Source organism: Brevundimonas phoenicis (assembly GCF_047237745.1).
Lineage (GTDB): Bacteria > Pseudomonadota > Alphaproteobacteria > Caulobacterales > Caulobacteraceae > Brevundimonas.
This window is the reverse complement of record NZ_JBDFLN010000001.1, coordinates 2,854,036-2,880,515: the sequence shown is the minus strand read 5'-3', so window position 1 is coordinate 2,880,515 and position 26,480 is coordinate 2,854,036. Positions and strand designations below refer to the sequence as shown.

Annotated in this window: 27 protein-coding genes and 1 tRNA gene; 16 read left to right on the top strand and 12 right to left on the bottom strand. The window is 67.8% G+C overall.

Going from position 1 to position 26,480, the window contains the following annotated elements:
* From fliM to ABC419_RS14395, 12 genes are all read left to right on the top strand, one after another.
* Entirely contained in the window at window positions 1–1,071 is a 1,071-nt protein-coding gene (gene fliM, locus ABC419_RS14450; protein ID WP_200216252.1) for a flagellar motor switch protein FliM, read from the top strand.
* Window position 1,072: 1 nt separating this feature from the next.
* Entirely contained in the window at window positions 1,073–1,681 is a 609-nt protein-coding gene (locus ABC419_RS14445; protein WP_412877004.1) for a DUF6468 domain-containing protein, read from the top strand.
* 97 nt (window positions 1,682–1,778) lie between these two features.
* Window positions 1,779–2,690, top strand: coding sequence for a MotE family protein (locus tag ABC419_RS14440; protein WP_412877005.1), 912 nt, complete (start codon window positions 1,779–1,781; stop codon window positions 2,688–2,690).
* A gap of 66 nt (window positions 2,691–2,756) precedes the next feature.
* On the top strand, window positions 2,757–2,996 hold the full coding sequence (locus ABC419_RS14435; protein WP_125901558.1) for a DUF3297 family protein: 240 nt from the start codon (window positions 2,757–2,759) through the stop codon (window positions 2,994–2,996).
* Window positions 2,997–3,118: 122 nt separating this feature from the next.
* Window positions 3,119–4,525, top strand: a complete 1,407-nt coding sequence (locus ABC419_RS14430) for a M20/M25/M40 family metallo-hydrolase (RefSeq protein ID WP_412878003.1) — start codon at window positions 3,119–3,121, stop codon at window positions 4,523–4,525.
* Between the two features lie 10 nt (window positions 4,526–4,535).
* A tRNA-Leu gene (locus tag ABC419_RS14425) sits at window positions 4,536–4,620 on the top strand.
* Between the two features lie 616 nt (window positions 4,621–5,236).
* The gene (locus tag ABC419_RS14420; protein ID WP_412877006.1) at window positions 5,237–6,931 is read left to right on the top strand and encodes a sodium:solute symporter family protein; all 1,695 of its coding nucleotides are present in this window, start codon (window positions 5,237–5,239) and stop codon (window positions 6,929–6,931) included.
* A gap of 12 nt (window positions 6,932–6,943) precedes the next feature.
* Window positions 6,944–7,075 (top strand): putative transporter small subunit, encoded by a 132-nt coding sequence (locus ABC419_RS14415; protein WP_218779206.1) that lies wholly within the window; start codon window positions 6,944–6,946, stop codon window positions 7,073–7,075.
* 105 nt (window positions 7,076–7,180) lie between these two features.
* Window positions 7,181–8,869 carry an alkaline phosphatase family protein gene (locus ABC419_RS14410; RefSeq protein ID WP_412877007.1) on the top strand — a complete coding sequence of 563 codons (1,689 nt, stop codon included), beginning with the start codon at window positions 7,181–7,183 and terminating at the stop codon, window positions 8,867–8,869.
* 158 nt (window positions 8,870–9,027) lie between these two features.
* Window positions 9,028–10,491, top strand: a complete 1,464-nt coding sequence (gene pyk, locus ABC419_RS14405) for a pyruvate kinase (RefSeq protein WP_200166026.1) — start codon at window positions 9,028–9,030, stop codon at window positions 10,489–10,491.
* 9 nt (window positions 10,492–10,500) lie between these two features.
* Window positions 10,501–11,541, top strand: a complete 1,041-nt coding sequence (locus tag ABC419_RS14400; protein WP_412877008.1) for a DNA adenine methylase — start codon at window positions 10,501–10,503, stop codon at window positions 11,539–11,541.
* A 36-nt stretch (window positions 11,542–11,577) separates the two neighbouring features.
* Window positions 11,578–11,790 (top strand): hypothetical protein, encoded by a 213-nt coding sequence (locus ABC419_RS14395; protein WP_125901554.1) that lies wholly within the window; start codon window positions 11,578–11,580, stop codon window positions 11,788–11,790.
* Between the two features lie 7 nt (window positions 11,791–11,797).
* Here ABC419_RS14395 and ABC419_RS14390 read toward each other — a convergent pair whose 3' ends face one another.
* The gene (locus tag ABC419_RS14390) at window positions 11,798–12,448 is read right to left on the bottom strand and encodes a ribonuclease HII (protein WP_412877009.1); all 651 of its coding nucleotides are present in this window, start codon (window positions 12,446–12,448) and stop codon (window positions 11,798–11,800) included.
* A 232-nt stretch (window positions 12,449–12,680) separates the two neighbouring features.
* On the opposite strand from ABC419_RS14390, the gene ABC419_RS14385 reads away from it, so the two are divergent.
* Window positions 12,681–13,085: a hypothetical protein gene (locus ABC419_RS14385; protein WP_292058943.1), complete on the top strand. Its 405-nt coding sequence runs from the start codon at window positions 12,681–12,683 to the stop codon at window positions 13,083–13,085.
* Window positions 13,086–13,131: 46 nt separating this feature from the next.
* Here the strand turns inward: ABC419_RS14385 and ABC419_RS14380 are convergent, their stop codons facing one another.
* The 6 genes from ABC419_RS14380 to ygfZ form a co-directional block, all read right to left on the bottom strand.
* The gene (locus ABC419_RS14380) at window positions 13,132–13,722 is read right to left on the bottom strand and encodes a DNA-3-methyladenine glycosylase I (RefSeq protein WP_412877010.1); all 591 of its coding nucleotides are present in this window, start codon (window positions 13,720–13,722) and stop codon (window positions 13,132–13,134) included.
* Between the two features lie 86 nt (window positions 13,723–13,808).
* Entirely contained in the window at window positions 13,809–14,780 is a 972-nt protein-coding gene (locus tag ABC419_RS14375; protein WP_412877011.1) for a TraB/GumN family protein, read from the bottom strand.
* Window positions 14,781–14,899: 119 nt separating this feature from the next.
* Window positions 14,900–15,058, bottom strand: a complete 159-nt coding sequence (locus ABC419_RS14370) for a hypothetical protein (protein ID WP_412877012.1) — start codon at window positions 15,056–15,058, stop codon at window positions 14,900–14,902.
* A 53-nt stretch (window positions 15,059–15,111) separates the two neighbouring features.
* On the bottom strand, window positions 15,112–15,312 hold the full coding sequence (locus ABC419_RS14365) for a helix-turn-helix transcriptional regulator (RefSeq protein ID WP_046651697.1): 201 nt from the start codon (window positions 15,310–15,312) through the stop codon (window positions 15,112–15,114).
* Window positions 15,309–15,773, bottom strand: coding sequence for a hypothetical protein (locus ABC419_RS14360; RefSeq protein ID WP_412877013.1), 465 nt, complete (start codon window positions 15,771–15,773; stop codon window positions 15,309–15,311). The genes ABC419_RS14365 and ABC419_RS14360 overlap by 4 nt, the downstream gene beginning before the upstream one ends.
* 110 nt (window positions 15,774–15,883) lie before the next feature.
* Window positions 15,884–16,672 carry a CAF17-like 4Fe-4S cluster assembly/insertion protein YgfZ gene (ygfZ, locus tag ABC419_RS14355; RefSeq protein WP_412877014.1) on the bottom strand — a complete coding sequence of 263 codons (789 nt, stop codon included), beginning with the start codon at window positions 16,670–16,672 and terminating at the stop codon, window positions 15,884–15,886.
* A gap of 223 nt (window positions 16,673–16,895) precedes the next feature.
* Here ygfZ and ppdK point away from each other — a divergent pair, with 223 nt between their 5' ends.
* The 3 genes from ppdK (at window position 16,896) to ABC419_RS14340 (ending at window position 21,084) form a co-directional block, all read left to right on the top strand.
* Complete coding sequence (gene ppdK, locus ABC419_RS14350) at window positions 16,896–19,586, top strand: pyruvate, phosphate dikinase (RefSeq protein WP_412877015.1); 2,691 nt, start codon at window positions 16,896–16,898, stop codon at window positions 19,584–19,586.
* Window positions 19,587–19,811: 225 nt separating this feature from the next.
* On the top strand, window positions 19,812–20,345 hold the full coding sequence (locus ABC419_RS14345) for a porin family protein (protein WP_003165856.1): 534 nt from the start codon (window positions 19,812–19,814) through the stop codon (window positions 20,343–20,345).
* Window positions 20,346–20,556: 211 nt separating this feature from the next.
* On the top strand, window positions 20,557–21,084 hold the full coding sequence (locus ABC419_RS14340; RefSeq protein WP_292056809.1) for a porin family protein: 528 nt from the start codon (window positions 20,557–20,559) through the stop codon (window positions 21,082–21,084).
* Between the two features lie 76 nt (window positions 21,085–21,160).
* Here the strand turns inward: ABC419_RS14340 and ABC419_RS14335 are convergent, their stop codons facing one another.
* The 5 genes from ABC419_RS14335 to ABC419_RS14315 all read right to left on the bottom strand — a co-directional run bounded on the left by ABC419_RS14335 (window position 21,161) and on the right by ABC419_RS14315 (window position 26,451).
* Window positions 21,161–21,427 carry a hypothetical protein gene (locus ABC419_RS14335; protein WP_087139307.1) on the bottom strand — a complete coding sequence of 89 codons (267 nt, stop codon included), beginning with the start codon at window positions 21,425–21,427 and terminating at the stop codon, window positions 21,161–21,163.
* 98 nt (window positions 21,428–21,525) lie between these two features.
* On the bottom strand, window positions 21,526–22,671 hold the full coding sequence (locus ABC419_RS14330) for a beta-ketoacyl-ACP synthase III (RefSeq protein ID WP_412877016.1): 1,146 nt from the start codon (window positions 22,669–22,671) through the stop codon (window positions 21,526–21,528).
* 149 nt (window positions 22,672–22,820) lie between these two features.
* Window positions 22,821–24,884 (bottom strand): capsule polysaccharide biogenesis protein, encoded by a 2,064-nt coding sequence (locus tag ABC419_RS14325; RefSeq protein WP_412877017.1) that lies wholly within the window; start codon window positions 24,882–24,884, stop codon window positions 22,821–22,823.
* A 71-nt stretch (window positions 24,885–24,955) separates the two neighbouring features.
* The gene (locus tag ABC419_RS14320) at window positions 24,956–25,774 is read right to left on the bottom strand and encodes an HpcH/HpaI aldolase/citrate lyase family protein (RefSeq protein WP_412877018.1); all 819 of its coding nucleotides are present in this window, start codon (window positions 25,772–25,774) and stop codon (window positions 24,956–24,958) included.
* Window positions 25,774–26,451 (bottom strand): SDR family NAD(P)-dependent oxidoreductase, encoded by a 678-nt coding sequence (locus tag ABC419_RS14315; RefSeq protein WP_412877019.1) that lies wholly within the window; start codon window positions 26,449–26,451, stop codon window positions 25,774–25,776. Before ABC419_RS14315 ends, ABC419_RS14320 begins: the two co-directional genes overlap by 1 nt.
* Window positions 26,452–26,480: the final 29 nt, after the last annotated feature.

Below are 26,480 nucleotides of genomic sequence, written 5' to 3'. Positions count from 1 at the left end.
ATGACCGACGCCCTGGCCCCCGAGACGGAACTAGACCCTTTCGGCGGCGACGCCGACCTGGGCGCCGACCTGGGCGCGGGCCTGTCCGAACGGGTGCTGAACCAGGACGAGATCGACAGCCTGCTGGGCTTCGACATGGGCGGCGGGGACGACTCCGAACGCAGCGGCATCCGCGCCATCATCAACTCCGCCCTGGTGTCCTACGAGCGCCTGCCGATGCTCGAGATCGTCTTCGACCGCCTGGTGCGGTTGATGACGACCAGCCTTCGCAACTTCACCTCCGACAACGTCGAGGTCAGCCTCGACACCATCAGCTCGATCCGCTTCGGCGACTATCTGAACTCCATCCCGCTTCCGGCCATTCTGGCCGTGTTCCGGGCCGAGGAGCTGGACAACTACGGCCTGCTGACGGTCGATTCCAACCTGATCTATTCCATCGTCGACGTGCTGCTGGGCGGGCGTCGCGGCACGGCGGCCCTGCGCATCGAGGGGCGGCCCTACACCACCATCGAACGGGTGCTGGTGCAGCGCATGGTCGAGGTCATCCTGAACGACGCCCGCCAGGCGTTCGAGCCCCTGACCCCCGTCCACTTCAACCTGGACCGGCTGGAGACCAATCCCCGCTTCGCCGCCATCGCGCGCCCGGCCAACGCCGCCATCCTGGTCAAGCTGCGCATCGACATGGAAGATCGCGGCGGCCGAGTCGAGCTGCTGCTGCCCTATTCGACGCTGGAGCCCATCCGCAAGATGCTGCTGCAGCAGTTCATGGGCGAGAAGTTCGGTCGCGACAACATCTGGGAAGGCCACCTGGCCACCGAGCTCTGGACCACCGAGACCGAGGTGCGCTGCGTGCTGGACGAGCAGCAGATGCCCCTGTCCAAGGTGCTGGATCTGAAGGTCGGCGACACCCTGATGCTGAACGTCACGCCTGAGTCCGAAGTGTCGGTGCGGGCGGGCTCCATCCCGCTGACCACCGGCCGCATGGGCCGCAAGGGCCAGCACATCGCCGTCCGCGTCGAAGGCCCCATCAGCACCGACGCCGCCGCCCGCCTCGCCAGGGAGAACAGCTGACATGACCGGCATCATCCTCGACTCCATCCTCATGCTGCTGCTGGTCGCGGCCATCGGCTACGGCATCAAGCTGGAGCGCAAGCTCAAGACCCTGCGTGAGGGCCAACTGGCCTTCGCCGCCGCCGTGACCGAGCTGAACAGCGCCGCCGGACGCGCCGAACAGGCCCTGGCCACCCTGCGCGCCTCGGGCCAGGAGACGGACCTGCTGCACGACCGCATCATCAAGGCCCGCGCGGTGAAGCAGGAGCTGGAGGTGCTGATCGCCCGCGCCCCCGCCCGCCCGAGCGACAGCCGCATCGAGACGCGCGACGACGAACGCCGCGCCGCCGCTCGTGCGCCGGTCAGCGCGGAGCCGATGGTCGAACCCGAACCCGCTCGCACCTCTTCGGTCGCGCCCTTGCTGGACGACGAGGCCCGCGCGCGTCGCATGGCCTCGCTGATGGAGCGCATCGAGGGCGCTCGCGCCGTCATGAAGGCGCCGTCGCCGAAGCCCGCGCCCGCCGCAGAGCGCGCCTCGCCGGTGATGCAGGCCCTGGCCGCTAACCATGCTGCGCAACAGAGCCTAAACCGCGCCCGTCGTAGTCTGGACGACGACCTGTTCGCTGCCTGATGTCAGCCCCTATGTCCGAGGCGCGAAGCATCTTTTTTGCCCTATGTCCGACGCGCGGCGCCGGACGACTTGAGGGCGCCTTTCCTGAGTTTGACCGATGAGCAAGCTGCCCCGCCTTCTGCCCTTGATCGCCGTCGCCATCGGCGGCGTCGTGGCCGTGCGCGCCGCGGGCGTGGCGCCGGAGCTGTTCCAAGGCGCCACCGCCTGGGCTCAGGAAGCGGTCGCGGGGGAGGGCGAGGCGGCCAAGCCTGAGGCTAAACCCGCCGCTGTCTGCGCCCTGACGCCCGAACAACTGGCTCAGCAGGCGGGCATTTCTCCGGCTGAACTGCGGATCATCCAGTCGCTGTCCAAGCGTCGCGACGCGCTGGACGCGCGCGACGCCGACTTCGCCACCACCCTGCCGCTGATGGTGGCCGCCGAGCAGAAGCTGGACGCCAAGCTGCAGGCGCTGGAGGCCCTGAAGGGCGAAATCAGCGCCCTGGTCGGTCAGGTGGACGAGAAGGAAAAGGCCGAGGCCGACCGTCTGGTCGCCGTCTACTCCGCCATGCGGCCCAAGGAGGCGGCGGCCGTCTTCGCTACCCTGGACGACAGCGTGCGCCTGCCGGTCGCCTCGGCCATGCGTCCGCGCACCCTGGCTGCCATCATGGCCCAGATGCAGCCCGCCGCGGCGCGCGAACTGACCGAAAAGCTGGCCAAGCGCTTCCAGGCCCAGCAGTACGCCGCCCGCGCCGCCGCCGCCTCGGCGCCGACCGAAGCCGCGCCCGCGCCGGCGCCCGCCGCCCAACCGACGGCCCAGCCCGCAGCCGCGCCCGCGCCGACCCGTGCGGCTCAGCAGACCGCGCCGCGTCGCGCGCCGACGCCTGCCGCCAACCGCCCCGCTGCGCGACCGGCGGCCCAACCCGCCGCCCAGCCTGCGGCCAAGGCGCCGGCGCCCGCCGAGACCGGCCCGCGTCCCTACGCCCCGACCCCGGCCGACGCCCCGGCCGCCGCGCGTCAGTCGGTGCAATAGGCGACGGTTGTCGCAAAGGCCTTGCGCGGCTATTCAGCCCGCTTCGATTTTTCGCGAGACCTTTCCATGTCCGACGTCCTGCCTGACCGCCTTTCGGTCGATCCCGACAGCCCCTTCCACAACGCCGAACTGCTGGCGCGCGGCGTGGGCATCCGCTTCAAGGGCGAGGAAAAGACCAACGTCGAGGAATACTGCGTCTCGGAAGGCTGGGTGCGTCTGGCTGTCGGCAACCGCGTCGACCGTCGCGGCAAGGCCCTGACCGTCAAGCTGCAAGGCCCGGTCGAGCCCTTCATCAAGGGCGAGTGATTTAGAGCCTTTGATTTCCGCCCAGCGGCGAAGCTGAGACTTTCGGTCGCAGTCTTCGCCCGCTAGGGTCCGCGCCTGTCGTTTGAGTCTGGGAGGCGCTCTTGTCGTTCACTATCCGTCTGATGGCCGCCAGCGCTGTGGCGCTCGGCCTTGTCGCTACGCCGGTTCTGGCGCAGGACGCCGGCGCCATCCGCGCCGCCGAACAGGTGCGCGATCAGGCGCTGAAGGGCAATATCGCCCTCGACTACGTCACCCAGATCACCACCCGCTTCGGCCCACGCCCGGCGGGCTCGCGCACCGAGCAGGACGCCTCGGCCTGGGCCGCCGACTACATGCGCGCCCACGGCTTCCAAAACGTCCGCATCGAGACCTTCCCCCTGATCGGCTGGGAGCGGGGCGAGGAAAGCGCCGAGATTCTGGGCGCACGCCCGCAGAAGCTGGTCGCCGCCGCGCTCGGCCACTCCATCGCCACCCCGGCCGAAGGCGTCGAGGCCGAGGTCGTCTTCTTCGACGGTCTGGACGCCCTGTTGGCGGCGCCCGCCGGGTCGCTGAGCGGCAAGATCGCCGTGGTCGACGGCGGCCAGATGGTGCGGATGCAGGACGGCTCCGGTTACGGTCCCCTGTCGCGCATTCGCGGCGTCGGTCCGACCGAGGCGGCCAAGCGCGGGGCGGTCGCCTTCGTCATGCGCTCGGCGGGCTCGGACGAACATCGGATGCCGCACACCGGCACGACCCGCTATGTCGAAGGCAAGGTGCCGTTGCCCGCCTTTGCGCTCAGCGCGCCGGACGCCGATCAGATCGCGCGGCTGGTCGGCATGGGCGAGACGGTGCGCCTGCGCCTGAAGTCCACCGCCCACACCTATGAGACCCACAGCCAGAACGTGATGGGCGACATCGTCGGGGCCTCGCGCCCGAACGAGATCATCGTCCTGGGGTCGCACATGGACAGCTGGGATCTGGGCACCGGCGCCATCGACGACGCGGCGGGCGGCGCCATCACCCTGGCCGCGGCCAAGCTGATCGCCGAGCAGGGCCGACCGGCCCGCACGATCCGCGTGGTGCTGTACGGCTCGGAAGAGGTCGCCCAGCCGACCGACCACGGTAATGGCGGCGGCGCCTATGTCCGCAACATCGGCGCGGCCGTCGAGAAGCACGTCATCGCCGGCGAGAGCGACTTCGGGGCCGATCGCGTCTACGCCCTGGGCCTGCCGCCCGGCTCTCAGAACACGGACTTCGCCAAGATCGCCGAGCGCGTCCTGCGTCCGCTGGGCGTCCTGCCGGGCGAGGCCGAGCTGTTCGGCGGGGTCGATATCGGTCCTCTGGCGCGCGCGGGCGTTCCGGTCTTCGGCCTGCGCCAGGACGGCACGCGCTATTTCGACCTGCACCACACCGCCGACGACACCCTGGACAAGATCGATCCGGTCCAGATGAACCAGAACGTCGCCGCCTGGGCGGCCCTGGTGCGTCTGATCGCCGATTCAGATGTGGACTTCCGGGCCGCGCGTGCGGCACAGGAGGCGAAGCGCTGAGGCGCGCGCCGCGAGCGTGGCGAAACTGGTAGACGCAGCAGACTTAAAATCTGCCGACCTTGGTCTTGCGGGTTCGACCCCCGCCGCTCGCACCATCTTCGACCGGATCTGATCCGGCTGACGCCCTTGAAGGCCTTGGCCCTGTGAGGCCGTTTCCACGCCTGCGTTCCTGAACGCAGGCGTTTTTTGCGTCTGCGGCCAAATGCTGTCTGGGCTCAGAGCCTTTGGCGCGTGCGTCCTTGTCGCCGTCGCATCCCTGCGTTTCGAATGTGTGATGTCGATGAATGCAGTTTTCACATTGGTGCGATTTCTGTATCGAAGATGGGTAATCGCTGACTCTAAAGTATAGATTGTTCTGAATATCATTTCAGTCGACTTTCTTCGTTATCAATATCGTATGTGATAATTGAGATTCGAATCTCTTTCATTCGGTTGAAATTGACCTGAATTTTGTCAAGCCTATCGCGCTGCACAAAAACTTTATCTCAGCTTCTCTGTTGATGTATTAGGTTGTCTCGTCGCGGCTTGAGGGGTTGAGCCGCGCTGGCGCGTACGATGCGCCGTTCATTGCGCCTGGCTTTCATGTCGGGCGCGAAGGCAACCGTGACATCTCGTCTGTCTGCGCCGCTGTGCGCGGCGGCGTTCTTGCGGCTGCGCGGATGGCGGGCCGGGGGCTCGCCGGACGATAGAGAGACAGGAGCGCAGGCGCGCGTGGACGACGTACAACTTCAACAACTGGGCGGGCCGCTGACGATCGGCCTGCTGGTGCTGTTCTTCGGCCTGACCATGCTGATCTCGCTGCGGATCAGCCGACGTAAGGAAAACGCCGACGCCTATATGACCGCCGGGAACGGCATCGGCCTGGGGGTCTCGGCCGCCTCGATGACGGCGACCTGGATCTGGGCGGCGTCAATGTATGCGTCCGCGACCTCGGGCTACGTCTACGGCATATCGGGGCCGATCCACTATGGGCTGTGGGGGGCGCTGATGATCCTGTTCATCTATCCCTATGGCCGCCGCATCCGCGCCGTGGCGCCGCGCGCCCACACTCTGGCCGAGGTCATGTACGCCCGTCACGGCCGGTCCAGCCAACTGATGTTGGCGGGCTCCAACGTCCTGGGCAGCGTCATCAGCCTGACCTCCAACTTCATCGCCGGGGGCGCCCTGATCTCCATGCTGACGCCGTTCAGCTTCAGCCAGGGCGTCGTCGTCATCGCCGGGGGCGTGCTGTTGTATACGCTGTGGTCGGGGTTCCGGGCCTCGGTGCTGACCGACTTCATCCAGGTGTGCGCCATGCTGGGCGCCGTGGTCGTGGTCATTCCGGCCATCTTCTTCGCCATGGGCGGGCCCAGCGTCTTCGTCGAGGGCGCGTCCAACCTGACGCCGCAGCAGACCAGCTTCTTCTCGTCCGACGCCTTCCTGAATCAGGGGGCGCCCTATATCGCCGCCGTCCTGGCCTACGCCATCGGCAACCAGACCATCGCCCAGCGTCTGTTCGCCGTGCGCGAAGACCTGATCAAGCCGACCTTCATCACCGCCACCGTCGGCTATGGCGCGACCATCATCGGCATCGGCATGCTGGGCGTCGTGGCGCTGTATGCCGGGATCAATCCGATGGAAGGCGACCTCAACAATCTGATCCCGCAACTGGCCGGCACCTATTTCGGGCCGGTGCTGCTGAGCGTCTTCTTCATCATGATCGTCGGCTCGCTGGCCTCGACGGCGGACTCCGATCTGTCGGCGCTGTCGTCGATCATGATGGCCGACATCTATGGCAGGGCGGGCAAGCGCAAGGCTGATCCGCGCCTGATGCTGACCATCGGGCGGGCCACCATGGTCATCGCCACCGGGACGGCTCTCTATTTCGCCGGGGCGCGAATGAACATCCTGGACCTGTTGGTGCTGGTCGGCGCCATCTGGGGCGCGCTGGTCTTCCCTGTCATCGCCAGCTTCTACTGGGAGAAGGTGACCAACAAGGCCTTCACCGTCTCGGTTCTGGCGGCGCTGGCGATCTTCTTCCCGGTGCGGTTCGGCTGGATTTCGATGGACGGCGCCGTCGGCTACGTCTTCGACGCGGTCGCCGTGGTCGGGGTGGGCGTGGTTGCGGGCCTGATGGTGTTCGGCTTCTTCGGCGCTCGGCCCGCGCGGATCGTCGGGGTGGCGGCGGCCCTGCTCATCGCGCCATTCGCTATCGGCTTCCTGCATGACTACGCCGTGCTCAGCGGTTCGCTGATCGCCTATGCCGTCAGCACCGTGGTCTGCACCGTCCTGTCCCTGTCCAACCGGACCGGCTTCGACTTCTCGCGCATCGCCCGCATGACCGGCGACTTCGACGAGACCGAGCCTGACGCCGTCGCCGCGCCCGCCGTGGCCCGGACAGGCTCGCAACTTCCCCAATCCCGCTGATCGGAGATCGCCATGACCCCCTTCTGGCTTACCGTCTATGTCCTGATGTGGCCCGTCATCGTCGCGGGCGTGCTGGCCTTCATCGCCCGCGCCTTCTTCCGGGAGTGGCTGGACGCGCATCGACGCGGCGAGCCGATGATCTGACGTCGGAGGGGGGCTGCGACCCCCTTTTCATAGCTGCGCTGTCTTGGCCCCGTCATGGCGGCGGCGTAGGGATTTGACGACTTTCTGCTTCGCTTGGTGTTCCCGATGATCCGCAGCCGCCTTCTCGCCTCCGCCCTGGGCCTGACCCTGGGCCTCGTCGCCCTGAGCGGAGCCGCGCAGGCGGCGGAGACGACGGCCCCCGCAGCGGCGCCCGCGGCTGAACGCGCCTCACCCTCGCTGATCGTCACCGTCGTGGTCGACCAGTTGAGCGCCAATCTGTTCAACCAGTACCGCAGCCAGTTCACCGGCGGGCTGAAGACCCTGGCCGATCAGGGCATGGTCTCGATCAACGGCTATCAGACCCATGGCGTGACCGTGACCTGCGCCGGTCACTCGACCGTCCTGACCGGCGCCCATCCGGCGCGCAGCGGCATCCCGGCCAACGACTGGATCGACACGACGACGGGCCAGGAAACCTATTGCCTGGCCGCGCCCCAGAACACCCTGGCTCACGGCAAGAACACCGACAACGGCCCGGTCGGCCCCGAACAGCTGAGCGCCTCGACCCTGGGCGACTGGCTGAAGGCCGTCAGCCCTGAAAGCCGCGTCTACGGCGTGTCGGGCAAGGATCGCGGCGCCATCAACCTGGCCGGGCACAAGGGCGACGGCGCCTTTTGGCTGACCGACAACTTCGGCTTCACCACCTATGTCGAGCCGGGCCAGTCGGCCGAGGCGCGTCTGGCCCCGGTGGCGGCCCTGAACGCCCGGATGATCGACCGCTTCACCCGCCAGGCGCCCAGCTGGACCTATTCCAACGCCGCCTGCCGCCGTCTGGAAGGGCAGTGGACCATCGCGGGCCAGACCTTCGACTCCAAGGTGCCGCCAGCCAACTTCCGCCTCGATAACTCGCCGATCCTGGACGAGCTGACTATCGAAGGCGCGATCGAGCTGATGGACAGCCGGCAACTGGGCCGTCGCGGCGTCACGGACATGCTGGGCGTCAGCCTGTCGGCCACGGACCGCATCGGCCACAGCTACGGCACCCAGGGGCCCGAGATGTGTGAGCAGATGCTGCGCCTCGATGCGGCCTTGGGCGCCTTCCTGGACAAGCTGTCGACCGTTCCGGGCGGCGCCATCGTGGTGCTGACGGCCGATCACGGCGGCTCGGACTTCCCCGAGCGCTCGGCCGTCGAGGGCTATCCTCATGCGGGCCGGGTGGATCGCGCCCTGCAGCCGCGCGTCAACGCCGCGCTGAAGGCCCGCTTTGGTCTGGACGCCGATCCGGTGGTGTCGTCGGCGGGCGGCTTCGTCATCGTCGACAGGGGCCGCAAGTCCTTGCCGGAACCGCTGCGCTCGCAGGTGCTGGCCGGCGCGATCGAACTGCTGAACGCCGAGCCGCAGGTGGCCCTGGCCGTCGCCCGCGACGAACTTCTGGCCGAGCCTGTGCCGAACTCGATCAACCCTGAAGACCTGAGCGTGCGCCAGCGCCTGCGTCTGTCGGCGGTGGCGGGCCGTTCGCCTGACATCCTGCGCGCCTGGCAGCCGGGCCTGACCGGCCAGGGCCGCGTCGGCGGCGCCATCTCCAGCCATGGCTCGCCCTGGGATTACGACCGTCGCGTGCCCATCGTCTTCTGGTGGCCGGGCGCGCAGGGCCAGGAGCGCTTCCTGCCCATGCGCACCATCGACATCGCCCCGACCCTGGCCAATCTGATCGGCGTCACGCCGGACGCCCCGATCGACGGCCGCTGCATGGACTTGCCGCAGTTCGCCAAGGGGCGTTGCGAGACAAAATAAGACGGCCGGCCGCCATAACTTCGTGTTTCGCGGTCATAAACTCGTGTTTCCATGCCGGGAGGCGGCCTTACGCCTCCCGCATTTCATTGGCACAAGAGACTGAGAAGCGCTTCTGAGGGGAGGCGCCGGCCGTCAGAGCCATCAGAGGAAACCCGTTCATGCAAAGAGCCCGCCGCGCGCGCATCGTCGCGACCCTTGGACCCGCCAGTCGCGCGCCGGGAACGGTCAAGGCGCTGGCTCAGGCCGGGGTGGACGTCTTTCGCCTGAACTTCAGCCATGGTTCCCACGACGATCACGCCGCCGCCTTCAAGGCCGTGCGCGGGGCCGAGATGGCGCTGAAGCGGCCGTTGGGCATACTGGCCGACCTGCAAGGCCCGAAGCTGCGGCTGGGCCGCTTCGCTGATGTCGAGATCGAGGTGAAGCCGGGCCACCAGATGCGCTTCGACCTGAACCCGGCGCTGGGCGACGAGAAACGGGTGCAGATGCCGCATCCGGAAATCCTCAAGTCCCTGCGTCCGGGCATGTTGCTGCTGCTGGACGACGGCCGGGTGCGGCTGCGCGTGGGCGATCGCACCGACGAATGGTGCGACGTCACGGTCGAGAGCGGCTCCAAGCTGTCCGACCGCAAGGGGGTGGCCGTGCCCGAGGCGGTCATTCCGGTGTCGGCCCTGACGCCCAAGGATCGCGAGGATCTGGCCTTCGCGCTTCGTCTCGGCGTCGACTGGGTGGCCCTCAGCTTCGTACAGAAGGCCGAGGACATGGCCGAGTTGAAGAGCATCGTGAACGGTCAGGCCGCCTGCCTGGCCAAGATCGAAAAGCCTCAGGCCCTGAACGACCTGGAGAGCATTCTCGACTACTGCGACGGCGTCATGGTCGCGCGCGGCGATCTGGGTGTCGAGATGGACCCCGAAGAGGTGCCGGTCGCCCAGAAGAAGATCCTGCGCGCCGCCCGTCAGCGCGGCGTTCCCGCCATCGTCGCGACGCAGATGCTGGAGTCGATGACCAGCGCCCCGGCGCCGACCCGCGCCGAGGCCTCCGACGTGGCCAACGCCGTCTATGAGGGCGCCGACGCCCTGATGCTGTCGGCAGAGACGGCGGCGGGCGACTATCCGCTGGAAGCCGTCGCCATCATGAACCGCATCATGGAGCGGGTGGAGCGCGACCCCCTGTGGCCGGGCCTGATGGACGCCGAACACGCGGGCATGGACATCGACGACGTCGACGCCCTGGTCGCGGCGGCGAGGAAGGCGGCCGAGGCGTCCTCGACCGCCTGCATGGTGGTGTTCACCACCCTGGGCGGCACGGCGCGGCGGATGTCGCGCGAGCGGCCGCTGCAGCCGGTCCTGGCGCTGACGCCCAAGCCCGAGACGGCGCGTCGCCTGGCCCTGGTCTGGGGGCTGGAGCCGCGTCTGGGCGAACAGCCGACCTCGCTGGAAGGCCTGACCGACGATGCGGTCGAGGCCGCCATGCTCTACGGCCTGGCCGAGCCGGGGCAGCGCATCCTGATCCTGGCCGGAACGCCCTTCGGCGCGCCGGGGGCCGCGAATCTGTTGCGTCTGGCCCATGCTCCGGCCCATGCTGCCCCCCGGCAACACGGGGCGAAGCGCGCCCGCAAAACCTGACGGGGCGGAATGATCAAATACATCGGCTCAAAGCGCGCGCTTCTGGGCCAGGTGATCGGCGCGGTGCGTGCGGCTCAGCCGCAGGGCGGGACGGTCTGCGACCTGTTCTCGGGCACCGCGCGCGTGGGCCACGCGCTGAAGCGCGAAGGCTATCGCGTCTGGTCCAATGATCACAACGCCTATGCCCATGCGCTCGCCACCGCCTATGTCCAGGCCGACCGCGAGGTCTGGGCCGAACGGGCTGAGGCGGTGCTGGCCGAACTGCGCGCCGTGGCGCCCGCGCCGGGCTGGTTCACCCGCACCTATTGTGAGGAAGCCCGCTTCTTCCACCCCGACAACGGCGCCCGCATCGACGCCATGCGCGAGCGCATCGAGGTCATGGGGCTGGAGCCGGAGCTGAAGGCGGTCGTCCTGGTCGCCCTGATGGAGGCGGCCGACCGGGTGGATTCCACGGCGGGTCTGCAGATGGCCTTCATGAAGCAGTGGGCGCCGCGTGCGCTGAAGCCGCTGGAGCTGCGTCTGCCGGACCTGCTGCCGGGCGTGGCGGCGGGGCCGTGCGTGGCGACGCACGGCGATGCGGTCGAGATCGCGGCCGAGGTCGAGGCCGACCTCGTCTATCTGGACCCGCCCTATAACCAGCACTCCTACCTCGGCAACTATCACTGCTGGGAAAGCCTGGTGCTGTGGGACAAGCCGGAAACCTATGGCGTGGCGCGTAAGCGGGTGGACGTGAAGACCCGCAAGTCGGCCTTCAACAGCCGCCCCGGCATCGGCCCGGCCCTGCAGACCGTCATCGAGCGACTGAGGGCGCCGAACCTGATCGTCAGCTTCAACGACGAGGGCTATCTGAGCCGCGACGAGCTGACGGCCATGCTGTCGGCGCGCGGCCACGTCCAGGTGGTCGAGATTCCGCGCCCCCGCTACGTCGGCGCCCGCATCGGCATCCACAATCTGAAGGGCCAGAAGGTCGGCTCCATCGGGCGGCTGAGGAATGTGGAATATCTGTTCGTGGTCACGGATCGGCCGATCGAACTGCCGGTCGCCGCCTGACGGGAACGAAAGCCGGGCGCACGCCGTTTGTGCCGTATGCGTACGCTTTCCAGTCTTCCTCCCCCCGCTTCCCGCTTTGACGCCCATGGTTTTGACGCTGCGCGTTTCGACGCCCAGCGTCAGGCCGCGCGTCCGGCCCGCCCGTCGCTGCGGCGCGGGCGCGGGCTGGACAGCTGGACCATCCTGCTGATCGGCGCGATCGCGGCGGGTCTGATGGGAATGCTGCTGGGCGGCGCCCTGTCCGTCTGATTTTCGCTTAGGCGGCGTCCAGCAGGGCCTTGATCGGCGCCCAGCTGCGCCGGTGTTCGGGGCAGGGGCCCAGCGTCTGCAGGGCCTTCTGGTGGATAGGGGCGTTATAGCCCTTGTGGCTGGCGAAGCCGTAGCCCGGATAGGTCGCATCCATCTCGATCATCAGCCGATCACGCGCCGTCTTGGCCAGGATCGACGCCGCCGCGATCGACAGCGACCGGCTGTCTCCCTTGACCACGGGCGTCACCGCACACGGCAGCTTGAAGCGGTAATTGCCGTCCACCAGAGCGTGCACCGGCGGATGGGCCAGGGCCTCGACCGCCCGCCGCATGGCCAGGCCCGTGGCGTGCAGTATGTTCAGCTCGTCGATCTCCTCCACCGAGGCGAAACCGACGCCCCAGGCCAGGGCGCGGGCCTTGATGAGCGGCTCCAGCGCGGCGCGGCGCTTTTCCGTCAGGGCCTTGGAGTCGTCGATGCCGGACGGCAGGTCGTCGGGGTTCAGGATCACCGCCGCCGCCGACACCGGCCCGGCCCAGGGACCGCGCCCGGCTTCGTCCACGCCGCAGACGTGACCGTTCCAGGTCGCGCGCGCCTCCAGCTCCAGCATCAGGGTGGGGAAAGGGCGGTCGATTTTCAGGGCGGCTTTGGGCGGCTTCATCGCGCGTCAGTGCCACGAACCGGCGCGGGGCGGAAGCATCACGGTCGCCCGATAGGGCCGTCTGGAGGCAGCAGGCGGTTTGAAGGGCTGCTTAGAGGGATTGCGGAACCTTAACTTGCAGGCGTGATCAAGAGCAGACTAGCTCTGCCTAATGACTGGACTGTTCTCCCGTGTTCGATCCCCTCGCAGTTTTTGGGGTCGGCTGGGCCTCTTCACGGTGGGAGCCGTCGCTTTGTTTGGCGGCCTGGCGCTGATTGAGCCCTTAGTGCCTGGCGACCCCGGGAATTTCAGCGTGCTTCAGGACGCGAGTCTTGGCGTAATCGCCATGCTCGGGTTCGCCGTCCTCGCCGGTGAGGCCGTCATATTCACAATCCTTCCGGCAGAACTAAGCGCACGCTTTCTGCGAAATGATCTTTGGGGGCTGATCGCTGGAGCTGTCGTCTATTCCCCGATCTTCCATGCTTCAAATGGCGTTGCGGGGGTCGTATTCTCCGCGTGGATCGTTCTGGTCATCGGCGCGGTCTACTATATTCAACGCCCTTCATCCCGGATCGTAGCTTGCGCCCAGGCGATAGGATTGAAATGGGCGTTCTGGCTCAGCGCACTGTCGATGATTGCTGCGGAAAGAATGGGTTGAACCTTCGCAACGAGGAGTAGGCGGACAGTAGCGGGCGTCCTGTAAATCAGGCCGCATCCACCTCTCCATGCCGGAAGCAGGTCGTCTGGTGGTCGTTGACCATGCCGACCGCCTGCATGAAGGCGTAGGTGATCACCGGCCCGCAGAACTTGAAACCGCGCGCCTTCAGGGCCTTGGCCATGGCGAGGCTTTCGGCGGTCTGGGTCGGGGCCTCGCGGAAATGGTCCCACTGGTTCACCAGCGGCTGGCCGCCGACGAAGGACCACAGCCAGGCCGAGAAATCATCGCCGTTGTCGCGCATGTCCAGCCAGATGCGGGCGCCGTTGATGGCCGCGTCGATCTTGGCGCCTGAGCGGATGATGCGTGGGTCGGCCAGCAGGCGCGCGCGGTCCGCCTCGCCGTAGCGGGCGACGATCTCGGGGTCGAAACCGTCGAAGGCCTCGCGCATCCCCTCGCGCTTTCTCAGGATGGTGATCCAGGCCAGCCCGGCCTGAAAGCCGTCCAGCACCAGCTTCTCCCACAGGGCGCGGGCGTCGTATTCGGGCACGCCCCATTCGGTGTCGTGATAGGCGATGTAGAGCGGGTCCGTCGTCCCGCACCAGCCGCAGCGGCCTTCAGCCTTTTCGGATTCGATCATGGCGCGATGTTGCTGGAATGTTCCGGCGGCGCAAGCGAAAAGGCCCGACGTTTCCGCCGGGCCTTCCTAGGGTGTTGCGGGGCGTCCTACAGCCGCTCGACCGTGAAGCCGCGCGCGGTCAGCATGTCGATGACGCTGTCCTGGTCGGCCAGGTGGGCGACGCCCACGGCGACGAAGGCCGAACCGGAGCCTTGCATCATCGTCTCGATCTGGTCGGTCCAGTCGGCGTTGCGGACGACCAGGGCGGCGCGGTGGATGTCTTCATGCACGTCGCGGGTGTCGAGGCGGTTCAGGCGGCCGACTTCGGCGGCGTCGCCTTTGAGCCAAGCGGCCACCGTCTGGTCCAGCTTGGAGACGATCTGGCCGCCGTTGCGGACGTAGTTGTTCAGATAGGCGATCTGAGCCTCCTCGCTCATGCCGGCGATCAGACGCAGCTGGCGGTCGGCGGTCTCGAAGCCGTGGATGGTTTTGCCCTCGGCGCGGGCGCGGTCCATCAGGGTCTTGTCGACCCCGGCTTCGGGGCGATAGCCGGCCTGCATCGGGGCCGTTCCGGCGACCATGAAGGCGGCCAGCCAGGGACGATAGGCGTCCAGCGCCGCGCCGTTGGCGCCGATGCCCTGGGCGGCCTTGTCGAAGGCGGCGAAGTCCTCGGCGCTCAGGATCGACGACAGGGGGCGGTCGGGGGTGACGCCGTGCTGTTGGGCGACGGCGGCGACGACGCTCGGGTCGTCCTGGTCCGCGACCTCGACCCAGAACTGGTCGGCGGCGGCGAAGGCGGCGTCCGCCTTGTCCGAACCCCAGGCCGTGCCGGGCCGCAGATAGTGGACCGTGCCGAACAGATAGACGGTGGAGTCCGCGTCCTTGACCACCCACAGGGGCGGACCGGCGCCCTCGGCGCGGGGGACGGGAGCGACGGCGGGGGCGGGCGCCGCCTGTTCGGCGTGGGCGACGCCGGGCGCGGCGGCCAGGGCGGCGGAGGCGGCCAGGGCGGCCAGAAGGCCGGCGGCGAAGCGCGAGACATGGTTGGCCGATTGGCCCATGCGGTGAGCGAGGGTCATTATAGTGTCCTTGGATTGTAGGGGGGGCAGGCGTCGCAGGCGCGTCAGGCGCGGGCGGCGGAAGGCAGGCGCTGCTCAGCCAAGAGGCTGGCGGCGGGAAGGTGAGGCGTGGAGAGGGATCAGCGGGCGGCGATCTGGGTGACGGCGACCGCCGGGGTTTCGACGGAGCGGCCGAAGGTCGGCACGGCCTGGACGGCCAGGCTGATCAGCAGGGCGCCGCAGACGCCCATGGCGAAGCCCGAGAAACGGTCGGCGGCGGTCGAGAACAGGTTGAACATGATGACGGTCCTTTGATTGCGATGGGTCGATTGAAGGAGAAGGGCAGGCGGGGTCAGGCGATGAAGATGGCTTCGATCGGCTGGCCGAAGAGGCGGGCGATGCGGAACGCCAGCGGCAGGGACGGGTCGTAGCGGCCCTTCTCCAGCGCCTGGACGGTCTGGCGCGAGACGCCCAGGCGTTCGGCCAGGTCGGCCTGGGTCCAGTCGCGTTCGGCGCGAAAGACCTTGAGGCGGTTGATGAAGGCGCTGGTCATCGGCGGGCGATCCACCAGCCGCACCAGGCGATCCCGTAACCGACGGTCTGGGCGGCGAAGGCGGCGACGACGCCCAGGGCGATCAGGGCCGCGTCGGTGTGCGGCACGACGGCGGGCAGCAGGTTCACCCCGGCCAGGGCGGCGATGACGACGGCCGCGCCGCCGACGACGAAGCCCAGGTTGCCGCCCCACCACCAGGCCCATTTGTGAGCCTCCTTGGCGGCCTCATCCAGACTGCGCCACCAGTAGAGGGTGTGCAGGGCCAGGAAGACGGCCAGTCCGGCGCCCAGGACGACGACGCCGATCGACGGCGCGCGGCCCCAGGCTTCGGGCCAGAACGGCGTGGCGGCGGTGGCGCTGACACCGACCACGGTCAGGGCGCACAGGGCGACGGTCAGGTCGTCCATCTTCTTCTTGTTGGCGGCGACGGCGCCAGCGGCGGTGGTGATTTCGGCGTTCATGACAAGCTCCCCTGTCGTGTTGACAAGTGAGCTTTACCAACGAGGGCGCATTTACGTCAAGCAACTTTTACATCACGACAAGCAGATTTTCCGTTTTGCTGGATTCCGCCTTACAAATCAGGGATCCAGCCGGGCTTCTCGACCCGCACGGGGCGGCCCTCGACGGTCAGATCGCCGTCCATGCGGTCCAGCCGCATCAGGGCGATGGCCCGTCCCTCGGCGCCGGTCATGACTTCGCCGGCCCGCAGTTCGCCCCTCAGCACCTCCGCGCCGCGTTCGGGGGCGGGGCCGTCGAAGGCGATGGCCATCATGCGGTTCTTGATCGTGCCGCGCCGCTTCATGCGCGAGGTCGTCTCCTGGCCGATGAAGCAGCCCTTGTGGAAGTCTATGCCGTTCAGCAGGTCGAAGTCCGCCTCGATCGGATAGGTCTTGTCCATCAGCGCGTCCTGGGTCGGATCGGGCACGCCCAGGGCCAGGCGGTGCGCCTGCCAGTCGGCCTCGACCGCGTCGGTCTCGCTCTGATCGCCCCAGCGGCGGCCGCCCAGGCCGGGCAGGCGCGGGTCGGCGACGAAGCCGTCGGGAACATCCGCGCCCCAGGCGACGAAGGCCGCGTCGGGGATGGGCATGACCTCGACCTGGGCGCGCAGCTTGTAGAGGCTCAGCCGCTGGACCAGGGCGTCGCGCCGTTCGGCCGCGACGTCCAGGACGACACCGTCCTCCTCGCCCCAGATGAACAGGTCGAACAACAGCCGCCCCGGCGGCGACAGCAGGGCGCCGAAGCGAAGCTCGCCCGGTTGCAACGTCTCCACGTCCTGGGTCAGCAGATTGTGCAGGAAGGGGCGGGCGTCGGGGCCGCTGACGCGGATCAGGGCGCGACTATCAAGACGGGCGATGGACATAAGGCCAAGATAGGCAGGACCGACCGCTTCCTCCAGTGCGTCACGCTGCGTCGTCGCCGCACTGGACGATACATCCTCTCACGGATTGTTACGCCTCCAGCCTCGCCTTCGCAGGTGCAGCGCGCTAGTGAGGGCCCTGTAGGGCGGGACTCATATATAACCCGCACACTTCTACATATGCGGGCTGCGACCCGCAGTCCGACCACGGTTCAGGAACTACGAAATGACCAAGTGGGTGTATGGTTTCGGCGGCGGGTCCGCTGACGGCGACGCTTCGATGAAGAACCTTCTCGGCGGCAAGGGCGCGAACCTGGCCGAGATGTCGTCTCTCGGCCTGCCGGTGCCCCCCGGCTTCACCATCACCACCGAGGTCTGCACCTGGTATTACGCCAACCAGGAAACCTATCCGATCGACCTGACCGATCAGGTCAAGGCCGCCCTGGCCCACGTCGAGGGCGTGGTGGGCAAGACCTTCGGCGACGCCGCCAACCCCCTGCTGGTGTCGGTGCGTTCGGGCGCCCGCGCCTCCATGCCGGGCATGATGGACACCGTCCTGAACCTGGGCCTGAATGACCAGACGGTCGAGGGCCTGGCCAAGCTGTCGGGCGACCGCCGCTTCGCCTTTGATTCCTATCGCCGCTTCATCACCATGTACTCCAACGTGGTTCTGGGCCTGGGCCACGACTATTTCGAAGAGGTGCTGGACGACCACAAGGATCGTCTGGGCGTCTCGGTCGACACCGAACTGACCGCCGAGAACTGGGAGAAGGTGGTCGCGGACTATAAGGCTCTGGTCGAGCGCGAACTGGGCAAGCCCTTCCCGCAGGATCCCCAGGCCCAGTTGTGGGGCGCCGTCGGCGCCGTGTTCGAAAGCTGGATGAACGACCGGGCGAAATTCTATCGCCGCATGCACGACATCCCCGAAAGCTGGGGCACGGCAGTCAACGTCCAGTCGATGGTGTTCGGCAACATGGGCGAGACCTCGGCCACCGGCGTCGCCTTCACCCGCAACCCCTCGACCGGCGAGAACAAGCTGTACGGCGAGTTCCTGATCAACGCCCAGGGCGAGGACGTGGTGGCGGGCATCCGCACGCCGCAGTCCCTGACCAAGGCGGGTCGCGAGGAGATGGGCGAGACGGCGCTGTCGATGGAAGAGGCGATGCCGCAGGTGTTCGCCCAGTTCGTCGACGTGGTGGGGCGGCTGGAAAGCCACTACCGCGACATGCAGGACATCGAGTTCACGGTCGAGCAGGGTCGTCTGTGGATGCTGCAGACCCGCAACGGCAAGCGCACGGCCAAGTCGGCGCTGAAGATCGCCGTCGATCTGGCCTCCGAAGGCGTCATCTCTCAGGACGAGGCGGTCAGCCGCGTCGAACCGGCGGCGCTGGACCAGCTGCTGCACCCGACGCTGGACCCCAAGGCGGCGCGCACTGTCGTCGCGGCTGGCCTGCCCGCCTCGCCGGGCGCGGCGACCGGCAAGATTGTCTTCGACGCCGATGAGGCCGAGCGCCTGGGCCAGAACGGCGACGCCGTCATCCTGGTCCGCGACGAGACCAGCCCCGAAGACATCCACGGGATGCACGCGGCGCGCGGCATCGTCACGGCGCGCGGCGGCATGACCAGCCACGCAGCGGTCGTGGCGCGCGGCATGGGGCGCCCCTGCGTCTCGGGCGCGGGCGAAATCTCGATCGACGAGAAGGCCGGAACCTTCACCGCGCGCGGCCGCACCTTCAAGGCGGGCGAGGTCATCACCATCGACGGCGGCAAGGGCGAGGTGCTGGACGGCGCCGTGGCCATGATCGAGCCGGAACTGACGGGCGACTTCCAGACCCTGATGGGCTGGGCCGACGGCATCCGCCGCCTGAAGGTCCGCGCCAACGCAGAAACCCCGCTGGACGCCAAGACCGCGCGCGGTTTCGGCGCCGAGGGCATCGGCCTGTCGCGCACCGAGCACATGTTCTTCGACGACGCCCGCATCGCCGCCGTGCGCGAGATGATCCTGGCCGACGACGAGGCGGGCCGCCGCGTGGCCCTGGCCAAGATCGCCCCGTTCCAGAAGGCCGACTTCGTCGAGCTGTTCACCATCATGAGCGGCCTGCCGGTGACGGTGCGCCTTCTGGACCCGCCGCTGCACGAGTTCATCCCGCACACCGACGCCGACATCGACGCCCTGGCGGCGACGCAGGGGCTGGACGCGGCCAAGCTGAAGCGCCGCGCCCGCGAACTGCACGAAACCAACCCCATGCTGGGCCACCGGGGCTGCCGTCTGGGCGTGGCCTATCCGGAAATCTATGAGATGCAGGTCCGCGCCATCCTGGAGGCGGCGCTGCAGGTCAAGGCCGCCACCGGCGTCGCCCCGATCCCGGAGATCATGCATCCGCTGGTCGCCCTGGGTCTGGAGATGAAGTATCTGCGCGAACTGACCGATCGTACGGCCAAGGCCGTCTTCGCGGACGCCGGGGACAGCGTGGACTATCTGGTCGGCACCATGGTCGAGCTGCCGCGCGCCGCCCTGCGCGCCGCCGATCTGGCCGAACACGCCGAGTTCTTCAGCTTCGGCACCAATGACCTGACGCAGACGACCTTCGGCATCAGCCGCGACGATTCCGGCCACTTCCTGCAGGCCTATCTGGACAAGGGCATCTTCGAGAACGACCCCTTCGTCCGTCTGGACCAGAGCGGCGTGGGCGACCTGATCCGCATCGCCGAGGAACGCGGCCGCGGCGCCAAGCCGGGCATGAAGATGGGCATCTGCGGCGAACACGGCGGCGACCCGTCGTCCATCGCCTTCTGCGAGACGGTCGGCCTCGACTACGTCTCCTGCTCGCCCTACCGGGTGCCGATCGCTCGCCTGGCGGCGGCGCAGGCCGCGCTGAGCGCACGCTCCGGCGAGGAACGTGAAAAGGACCGCTGAGGGAGCTGACGCCTCTCCCTCCCCATGAAGGGGAGGGAGAGGAAACGCTCGCCTTTTTCGTGTCGCAAAATAGTCATCCTTGACGGAACGCGGTGTGTGCTTCCGTTCGCACAGTCATCGACTGCTTCATCAAGCATAGGGAACGGCGCGGTGCGCTCGAGCTTTGTTTCTCCGCAAGGTGGTCAGGCCAGGCCTGTTCATCGCAATAAGGAGTGATTGAAGCTCATGCGTAACGTTATTCTCGCCGCCGCCGCCCTTTCTGTATTCGCCCTGCCGGCTGCGGCCCAGGTCGTACAGCCGGGCGGCCCCACCTACTACGGCACGCTCGGCTATTCGCAGCTGGACCATTCGGATGGAAACCTGGGCGCCGTCACCGGCCGTCTGGGCGCCAAGTTCAACCCCTATTTCGGCGTCGAGGGCGAAGGCTCGATCGGGGTGAAGGACGACGACTTCACCATCGCGGGGGCCAAGGGCAAGATCGAGCACGACTATGATCTGGCAGCCTATGCGGTCGGCACCCTGCCGGTGACGCCGAACTTCGAACTGTTCGCGCGCGGCGGCTACGGCACCACGCAGATGAAGGCCGAGCTGGCCGGCGTCGAGCGCAAGGCCGACGGCGAAAGCTGGAACTACGGCGTCGGCGCCAACTACTACTTCGACGGCCAGAACGGCCTGCGCGGCGACTGGACCCGTCGCGACTTCACCGACGACGGCGGCGAAGTGGACGTCTATTCGGTCAACTACGTCCGTCGTTTCTGATCCGATTCCCGGCGGATCGGTTGGGCGCGCTTCCCGGCGGAGCGCGCCCTTTCTTTTGCGTCATTTAGGTAACGACGTGTGTGTCTTTTGCGTAACTAATGTTGTGTTTGGCCGCTTCGCCTATGGAACGAGTGTGAGGGCGCAACCATTTAAGCTTTGTTGGATGGGGCATGTGATCACAGAAGTCACATCATCTAAGGAGTATGAAATAATGCGTAACGTTTTTCTCGCCGCCGCCGCTATCTCTGTTCTCGCCGCTCCGGCGTTTGCTCAATCGAACCCTGAACCGCGTGGCTATGGTTCGCTGGGTTACACGCACATGGAAGGCGATGCGGCCCAAACCGGCGCCGTGTCCGGCCGCCTGGGCGTCAACCTGAACCGCTATCTGGCCGTGGAGACCGAGGTCGGCGTGGGGGTCAAGGACAAGGACATCACCGTCGCCGGCGTCGACGGTCAGATCAAGCACGAGTGGGACGCCGCCGGTTATGTCGTGGGCAAGTATCCCGTCGGCGACAAGCTGGAGCTGTTCGCCCGCGGCGGCTACGGCCACACCGAGCTGAAGCAGGAGTTGGCCGGCTCTGAGAGCAAGGTCGGCGGCGACAGCTGGAACTACGGCGTCGGCGCCAACTACTACCTGGACGGCGTCAACGGCGTCCGCGCCGACTGGACCCGCCGCGACTTCCGCGACGATCGCGGCGAGGCTGACGCCTATTCGGTCAGCTACATCCGCCGCTTCTAAGCGCGGATGGTCTGAAATGACGAAGGCCCGCTCCAGTCGGAGCGGGCCTTTTTCGTTGGTCGATTTTTTTAGGCGGTCAGGCGACGCCCGGCGCCAGGGCCCAGCGCATCGATCCCTCGCCGAAGGGGCGGATGAAGAAGTCGCGATAGCGCTCGAACACCTCGATGATCTTCATCTTGAGGTCTTGAGTCACCGACTCGCCGCGTTGGCGTTTCAGCGCCGCGACGCAGTTGATCACCATGTCCTGATGGGCCGAACCGCCCATGCGTTGCAACACCGTGGCCACGTCGTGCGCCAGCGGATCACTGAGTTTTTCAGCCCAAGGCAAAGCTGTCTGAGTCATTCGGGCGCCGTCCCCCCTGCTTCTCGACGCGATACGGTTTGCAAAAATTTCCGAACAGTGCAAGCGCCGCCGGAAATAATGATTCCTGTTCGGCGGGTTTATGGGCGCTTTTGCACAAAAACCGTGCCCGCCGAATAGCCTGCGCCGAAGCTGCAGATCAGGCCCGTCTCGCCCGGCGCAAAGCCGTCGTTGTGCAGGTGGAAGGCGATGATCGACCCGGCCGAGGAGGTGTTGGCGTAGTCGTCCAGGATGATGACGTTCTCCTCGGGCTCGGGATCTCGGCCCAGCACCTTCTTGCCGATCAGGGTGTTCATGTTGATGTTGGCTTGGTGCAGCCACAGGCGCTTCAGCCCCTGCGTGTCCAGGTCCAGCTCGGCGGCGTGATCCAGGATCATGGTCGACACCATCGGCACCACCTCCTTGAAGACCTTGCGGCCCTGCTGGACGAACATCTTGTCGGTCAGGCCGTCGGACGAAACCGGCTCGTTTGCGTCGGTCGGCAGGGCGGCGCGGTTCAGGAAGCCGAAATTGTTGCGGATGTTGTTCGAGAAGCTGGTCTGAAGCTTCGTGCCCAGAATGTCCCAGCCGCCCGCTCCGGCCTGATCCTCGGCCTCGATGATGACGGCGGTGGCGACGTCGCCGAAGATGAAGTGGCTGTCGCGATCCTTGAAGTTCAGGTGCGCCGAGCAGATTTCCGGGTTCACCATCAGCACGGCCTTGACCGAGCCGGAGGCCACGAAGTCCGCCGCCGTCTTGACGCCGAAGGTGGCGGAACTGCACGCCACGTTCATGTCGAAGGCGAAGCCCTCGATCCCCAGCGCCTGCTGCACCTCGATGGCCATGGCGGGGTAGGGGCGCTGCATGTTCGACGCGGCGCAGATGACGGCGCCGATCTCGCTGACCGGCTTGCCCCAGGCTCTGATGGCGTCCTCAGCGGCCTTCACCGCCATCTCGGCCAGGATGGACAGCTCGTCGTCGCCGCGCGCGGGCAGGTGCGGCAGCATCCGCTCGGGGTCGATGATGCCCGTCTTGTCCATGACGAAGCGCGACTTGATGCCCGAGGCCTTTTCGATGAAGGCTTCGGATGAGGGCGTCTTGGCCTCGACCTCTCCGGCGGCGATGGCCTCGGCGTTGGCGGCGTTCCAGCCTTCGGCCCAGGCGTTGTAGGCGCCGACCAGTTCCTCATTCGAGATCGACTGTTCGGGCGTGAACAGGCCGGTGGCGGAGATGACGGCTTTTTGCACTGTGTAGTTCCCTGACGCTCGGCGCGCGGCGCCTCGCTGCATGAGGGAACATGGAGTCCCCGGCGCTCGACAAGTCTTATGTCGGCGCCTCGCGGCGAAGTTCGGGCGCCTCGCGGGCCGGACTCAGTCCGTTGCGATGACGAACGTCCTCAATAGGCCGGGGGAAGGCTGCGGTCGAGACTGGCCTTGATGCCGCGCCACCAGCGACTGATGCGGCCGCGCGGCGGGGCGGGCAGGGGGTGGTCGCGCGCGGCGATCAGGGCCTCGACCAGATCCTCGGCCTCGCAGGGCCAGCCGTCCGGCGTGACATAGACCGGATAGCCGATCAGGGCGGCGTGGATCAGGCTCTGCAGACTGGCGCGGCGCGCGCGGCGCTCGAACGTCAGCTTGTCGTCGGTCAGGCCCCATCCGGCATAGAAGGGACAGCCATAGACGCTGACCGGCTTGCCCCGCATCAGGGCCTCGAACCCGGTCAGGGAGGTCAGGGTCGCCAGCCGGTCGCAGGCGTTCAGGCAGTCCACGATGTCCAGATCGTCGGCCGAGGCGTCGACCTCCTCCATCGCCGCATGGTCCAGCAGGCCGGGGCGGTTGCCCGCCGTCACATCCGGGTGGTTGCGATAGATCAGGAAGGCGCCCGGATGATCCGCCCGCGCCGCCTTCACCAGCCCTGAGTTGGTGCGCAGGTCCGGCCCGCAGCCCATCATGATCGAGCGGTCGTTCTCGACCTGACCGACGACCAGCAGGATCGGCCTGTCTTTGGGCCAGTGGGCCGGGACGCCCGCCCCCTTCAGATTGTATTTCGACAGGCCCGCCTCGACCACGCGGGCGCGAAGCCGCTCTGCCCGCGTGGCCTGATCCGGCGACGGCTCGCCCGCTTCGATCAGGCTTTCCAGACGGCTGGGCCGGGTCGGATCGTAATAGACGCCCTGATCATCCAGCGCGACCGACAGGGCGCCGAAGAAGTCGGACCCCAGCCCGCGCGAGCGGATGAAGCCGTCCTCCATCCGCACGACCGGCCCCTCGAAGGCGTCGGCGGCGGCGCGGATCTGCGGCGTCTCCTTGCCGGCCCACCAGATCAGTCTGCCGCCCGTCGCCCGCGCATGGGCGACGGCGGCGGACGAGCGCCAGAAATAGCGGACGCGGCCCTTGGGCGAGTTCAGCAGGCGGCGCACCGGCGGCCGCTTGGCCGGGGCGAAGCCGACGGCGGCCCAGTCGCCCGCCAGCCGGTCGGCCCGGTCGCGCAGGGCGATCAGCCGCTCCATCGCCTGTTCGGCCTCGCATCGCTGGCCGGTGACGGGGTCGACATAGCGGGTGTAGGCGATCAGGGCCGCTGCCGCGATCTGCTCCAGATCGCGCGCAACGCCGCGCCGTCCAGTCTGCACCGTATCGGTCGTCAACCCCCAGCCCGAATAGAAGGGCGCGCCGAAGCAGCGCACCGGCAGGCCCCTCAACAGCGCCTCGAACCCCAGCGCCGAGGTCACGACATAGACCGCGTCCACAGCCGCCAGCAGATCAGCGGGCCGCACGTCGGTGTCGATCAGGGTGACGCCCTGAAGCTGGTCCGCCGGTATGCAGCCCGACTTGCGCCCGGCCGCCACCGCTGGGTGGCGCTTGACGATCAACTGGGCGTCCGGCTCGTCGCGTCGGGCGGTCGCCAGCATGTCGGAGAAGCTGGCCTCGGTCGCCAGCCCATAGCCGATCGAGGCGTCGCCGAAGGTCTGGTCCACGATCAACACCCGGCGGCCGGGTTTCAGCAGGGCGGCGTCCAGCGGCCCGCCCATGTTGGTCTTGGACACGCCCGAGGCGACGATGCGGTCGATCAGGCCACGCGCGCGGGCCTTCATGGCGGCGTCGCACCAGTCAGGGGCTGTGTCGATCAGTTGCTCCAGCCGACTGGGTCGGGTGGCGTCGTAATAGACGCCCAGGTCATCGACGATCAGGCTGAGGCTGGTCGCCCCGCTCTCGCCGATGCCGACCGAGCGCAGGAAGCCGTCCTCCAGCGCGATGTAAGGTTTGCCGTGCTTTGTCGCCCAGCGTCGGCCCGCTTCCGCCGTCGGCTTCATGCCCCAGCCGAGGACGGCCTCGATTGACGACCCCGGCAGGGCGGACAGGTCGTAATCGGGCAGGAAGGCGGAGAGGAACGGAACTTTCAGCACCCCCGGCGCACAGACCCAGGCGCGGGTTTTCGACGGGGGCGGAAGCGGTGCGGTCATGGGATAGTGTCTACGGTTTGTCGAGTCAGGGCGCCACCCCATGCTTCCTTCTCCCACAAGGGGAGAAGGGCTTAGAGGTGGGCCAGCAAATCCTGCGCCTGCTGCAGATGCAGCCGTTCCACCATCTCGCCCTCGACGCGGATGACGCCCAGTCCGGCGGCCTCGGGCGTGGCGAAGGCGGCGGCGACCTTGCGCGCCCATTCGATCTCGTCGAGCGAGGGGCCGAAGGCGGTGTTCGCGCCCTCGATCTGCGAAGGGTGGATCAGGCTCTTGCCGTCGAAGCCGTACAGCCGCCCCTGCGCGCATTCGGCGGCGAAACCCGCCTCGTCCCTGATGCGGTTGAACACGCCGTCGATGACGCTCAGGTTGTTGGCGCGGGCGTGGGCCACGATCGCCGCCAGCCACGGCTTCAGCGGTTCGCGATCCGGCGCTGGGCCGGTCTTCAGATCCTTGGCCAGATCGTTGACGCCCAGCATCAGGCCGCTCAAGGCACCGTCCGCCCCGGCGATATCGCGCAGGTCCACCAAGGCGCGCGGCGTCTCGATCATGGCCCACAGATCGACGCCGGGGCGCAGCGCCGCCGACAGGGCGTGAACCATGGCCGCGCTCTCGACCTTGGGGGCGACGATCAGGTCGACGGGGGCGTCACGCAGGGCCTTCAGGTCGTCGGCGCCCCACGGCGTGTCCAGACCGTTGATCCGCACGCCGAGACGCGGGCCGAAGCCGCCTTCCTGCGCCGCGGCGACGGCGGTCGCGCGGGCCTCGGCCTTCATTTCACGCGCGACGGCGTCCTCAAGGTCCAGCACCGCCACGTCGCAGGGCAGGGCGCGGGCCTTTTCGACGGCTCGCGCATTCGAGGCGGGCAGGTAGAGGACGCTGCGCGCGCGCATCAGACCTTGCCCGTGACGGGGATCAGGGCGCCGGTCACCGCCCGCGCCTCGGGCGAGGCCAGGAACAGGATGACGGCGGCCAGATCGGCGGGGGCGACCCATTTCGACGGATCGGCGTCGGGCATGTCGGCGCGGTTGGCCGCCGTGTCGATGATGGAGGGCAGGACGGCGTTGACCGTCACCGAGGTCGACTTCAGCTCCTCGGCCAGGGCCTCGGTCAGGCGGTGGACCCCGGCCTTGGAGGCGGCGTAGGCGCCCATGCCGTGCCCGGCCTTGATCGCGCCGTTGGCGCCGACGTTGACGATGCGGCCTTCGCTTGAGGCCTTCAGATGGGGCAGGGCGGCGCGGCTGGCGTTCAGCGTCGTCTTGACGTTGAGGGCGTGCATCCGGTCCCACTCCTCGCCGTCGCCCTCGACCGGGATCCAGACGAAGCCGCCGGCGATGTTGAGCAGGGCGTCCAGACGGCCGTAATGGGCGACCACGGCCTCGATCGCCGCCTTGGCCTGGGCGTGGTCGGTCAGATCGACGCCGCCGATCTCCAGTACGCCCTCGGGGACGGCGTGGCCGCTGGCGTGGTCGATGACGGCGATGGTCCAGCCGGCGGCCTGCACCGCCTCGACCACGGCCCGGCCCAGGGCGCCGTGCCCGCCGGTGATTGCTGCAACCCGTTCGCCCATCGTCTCGCTCCTGAATGGTTCGGCGCGGA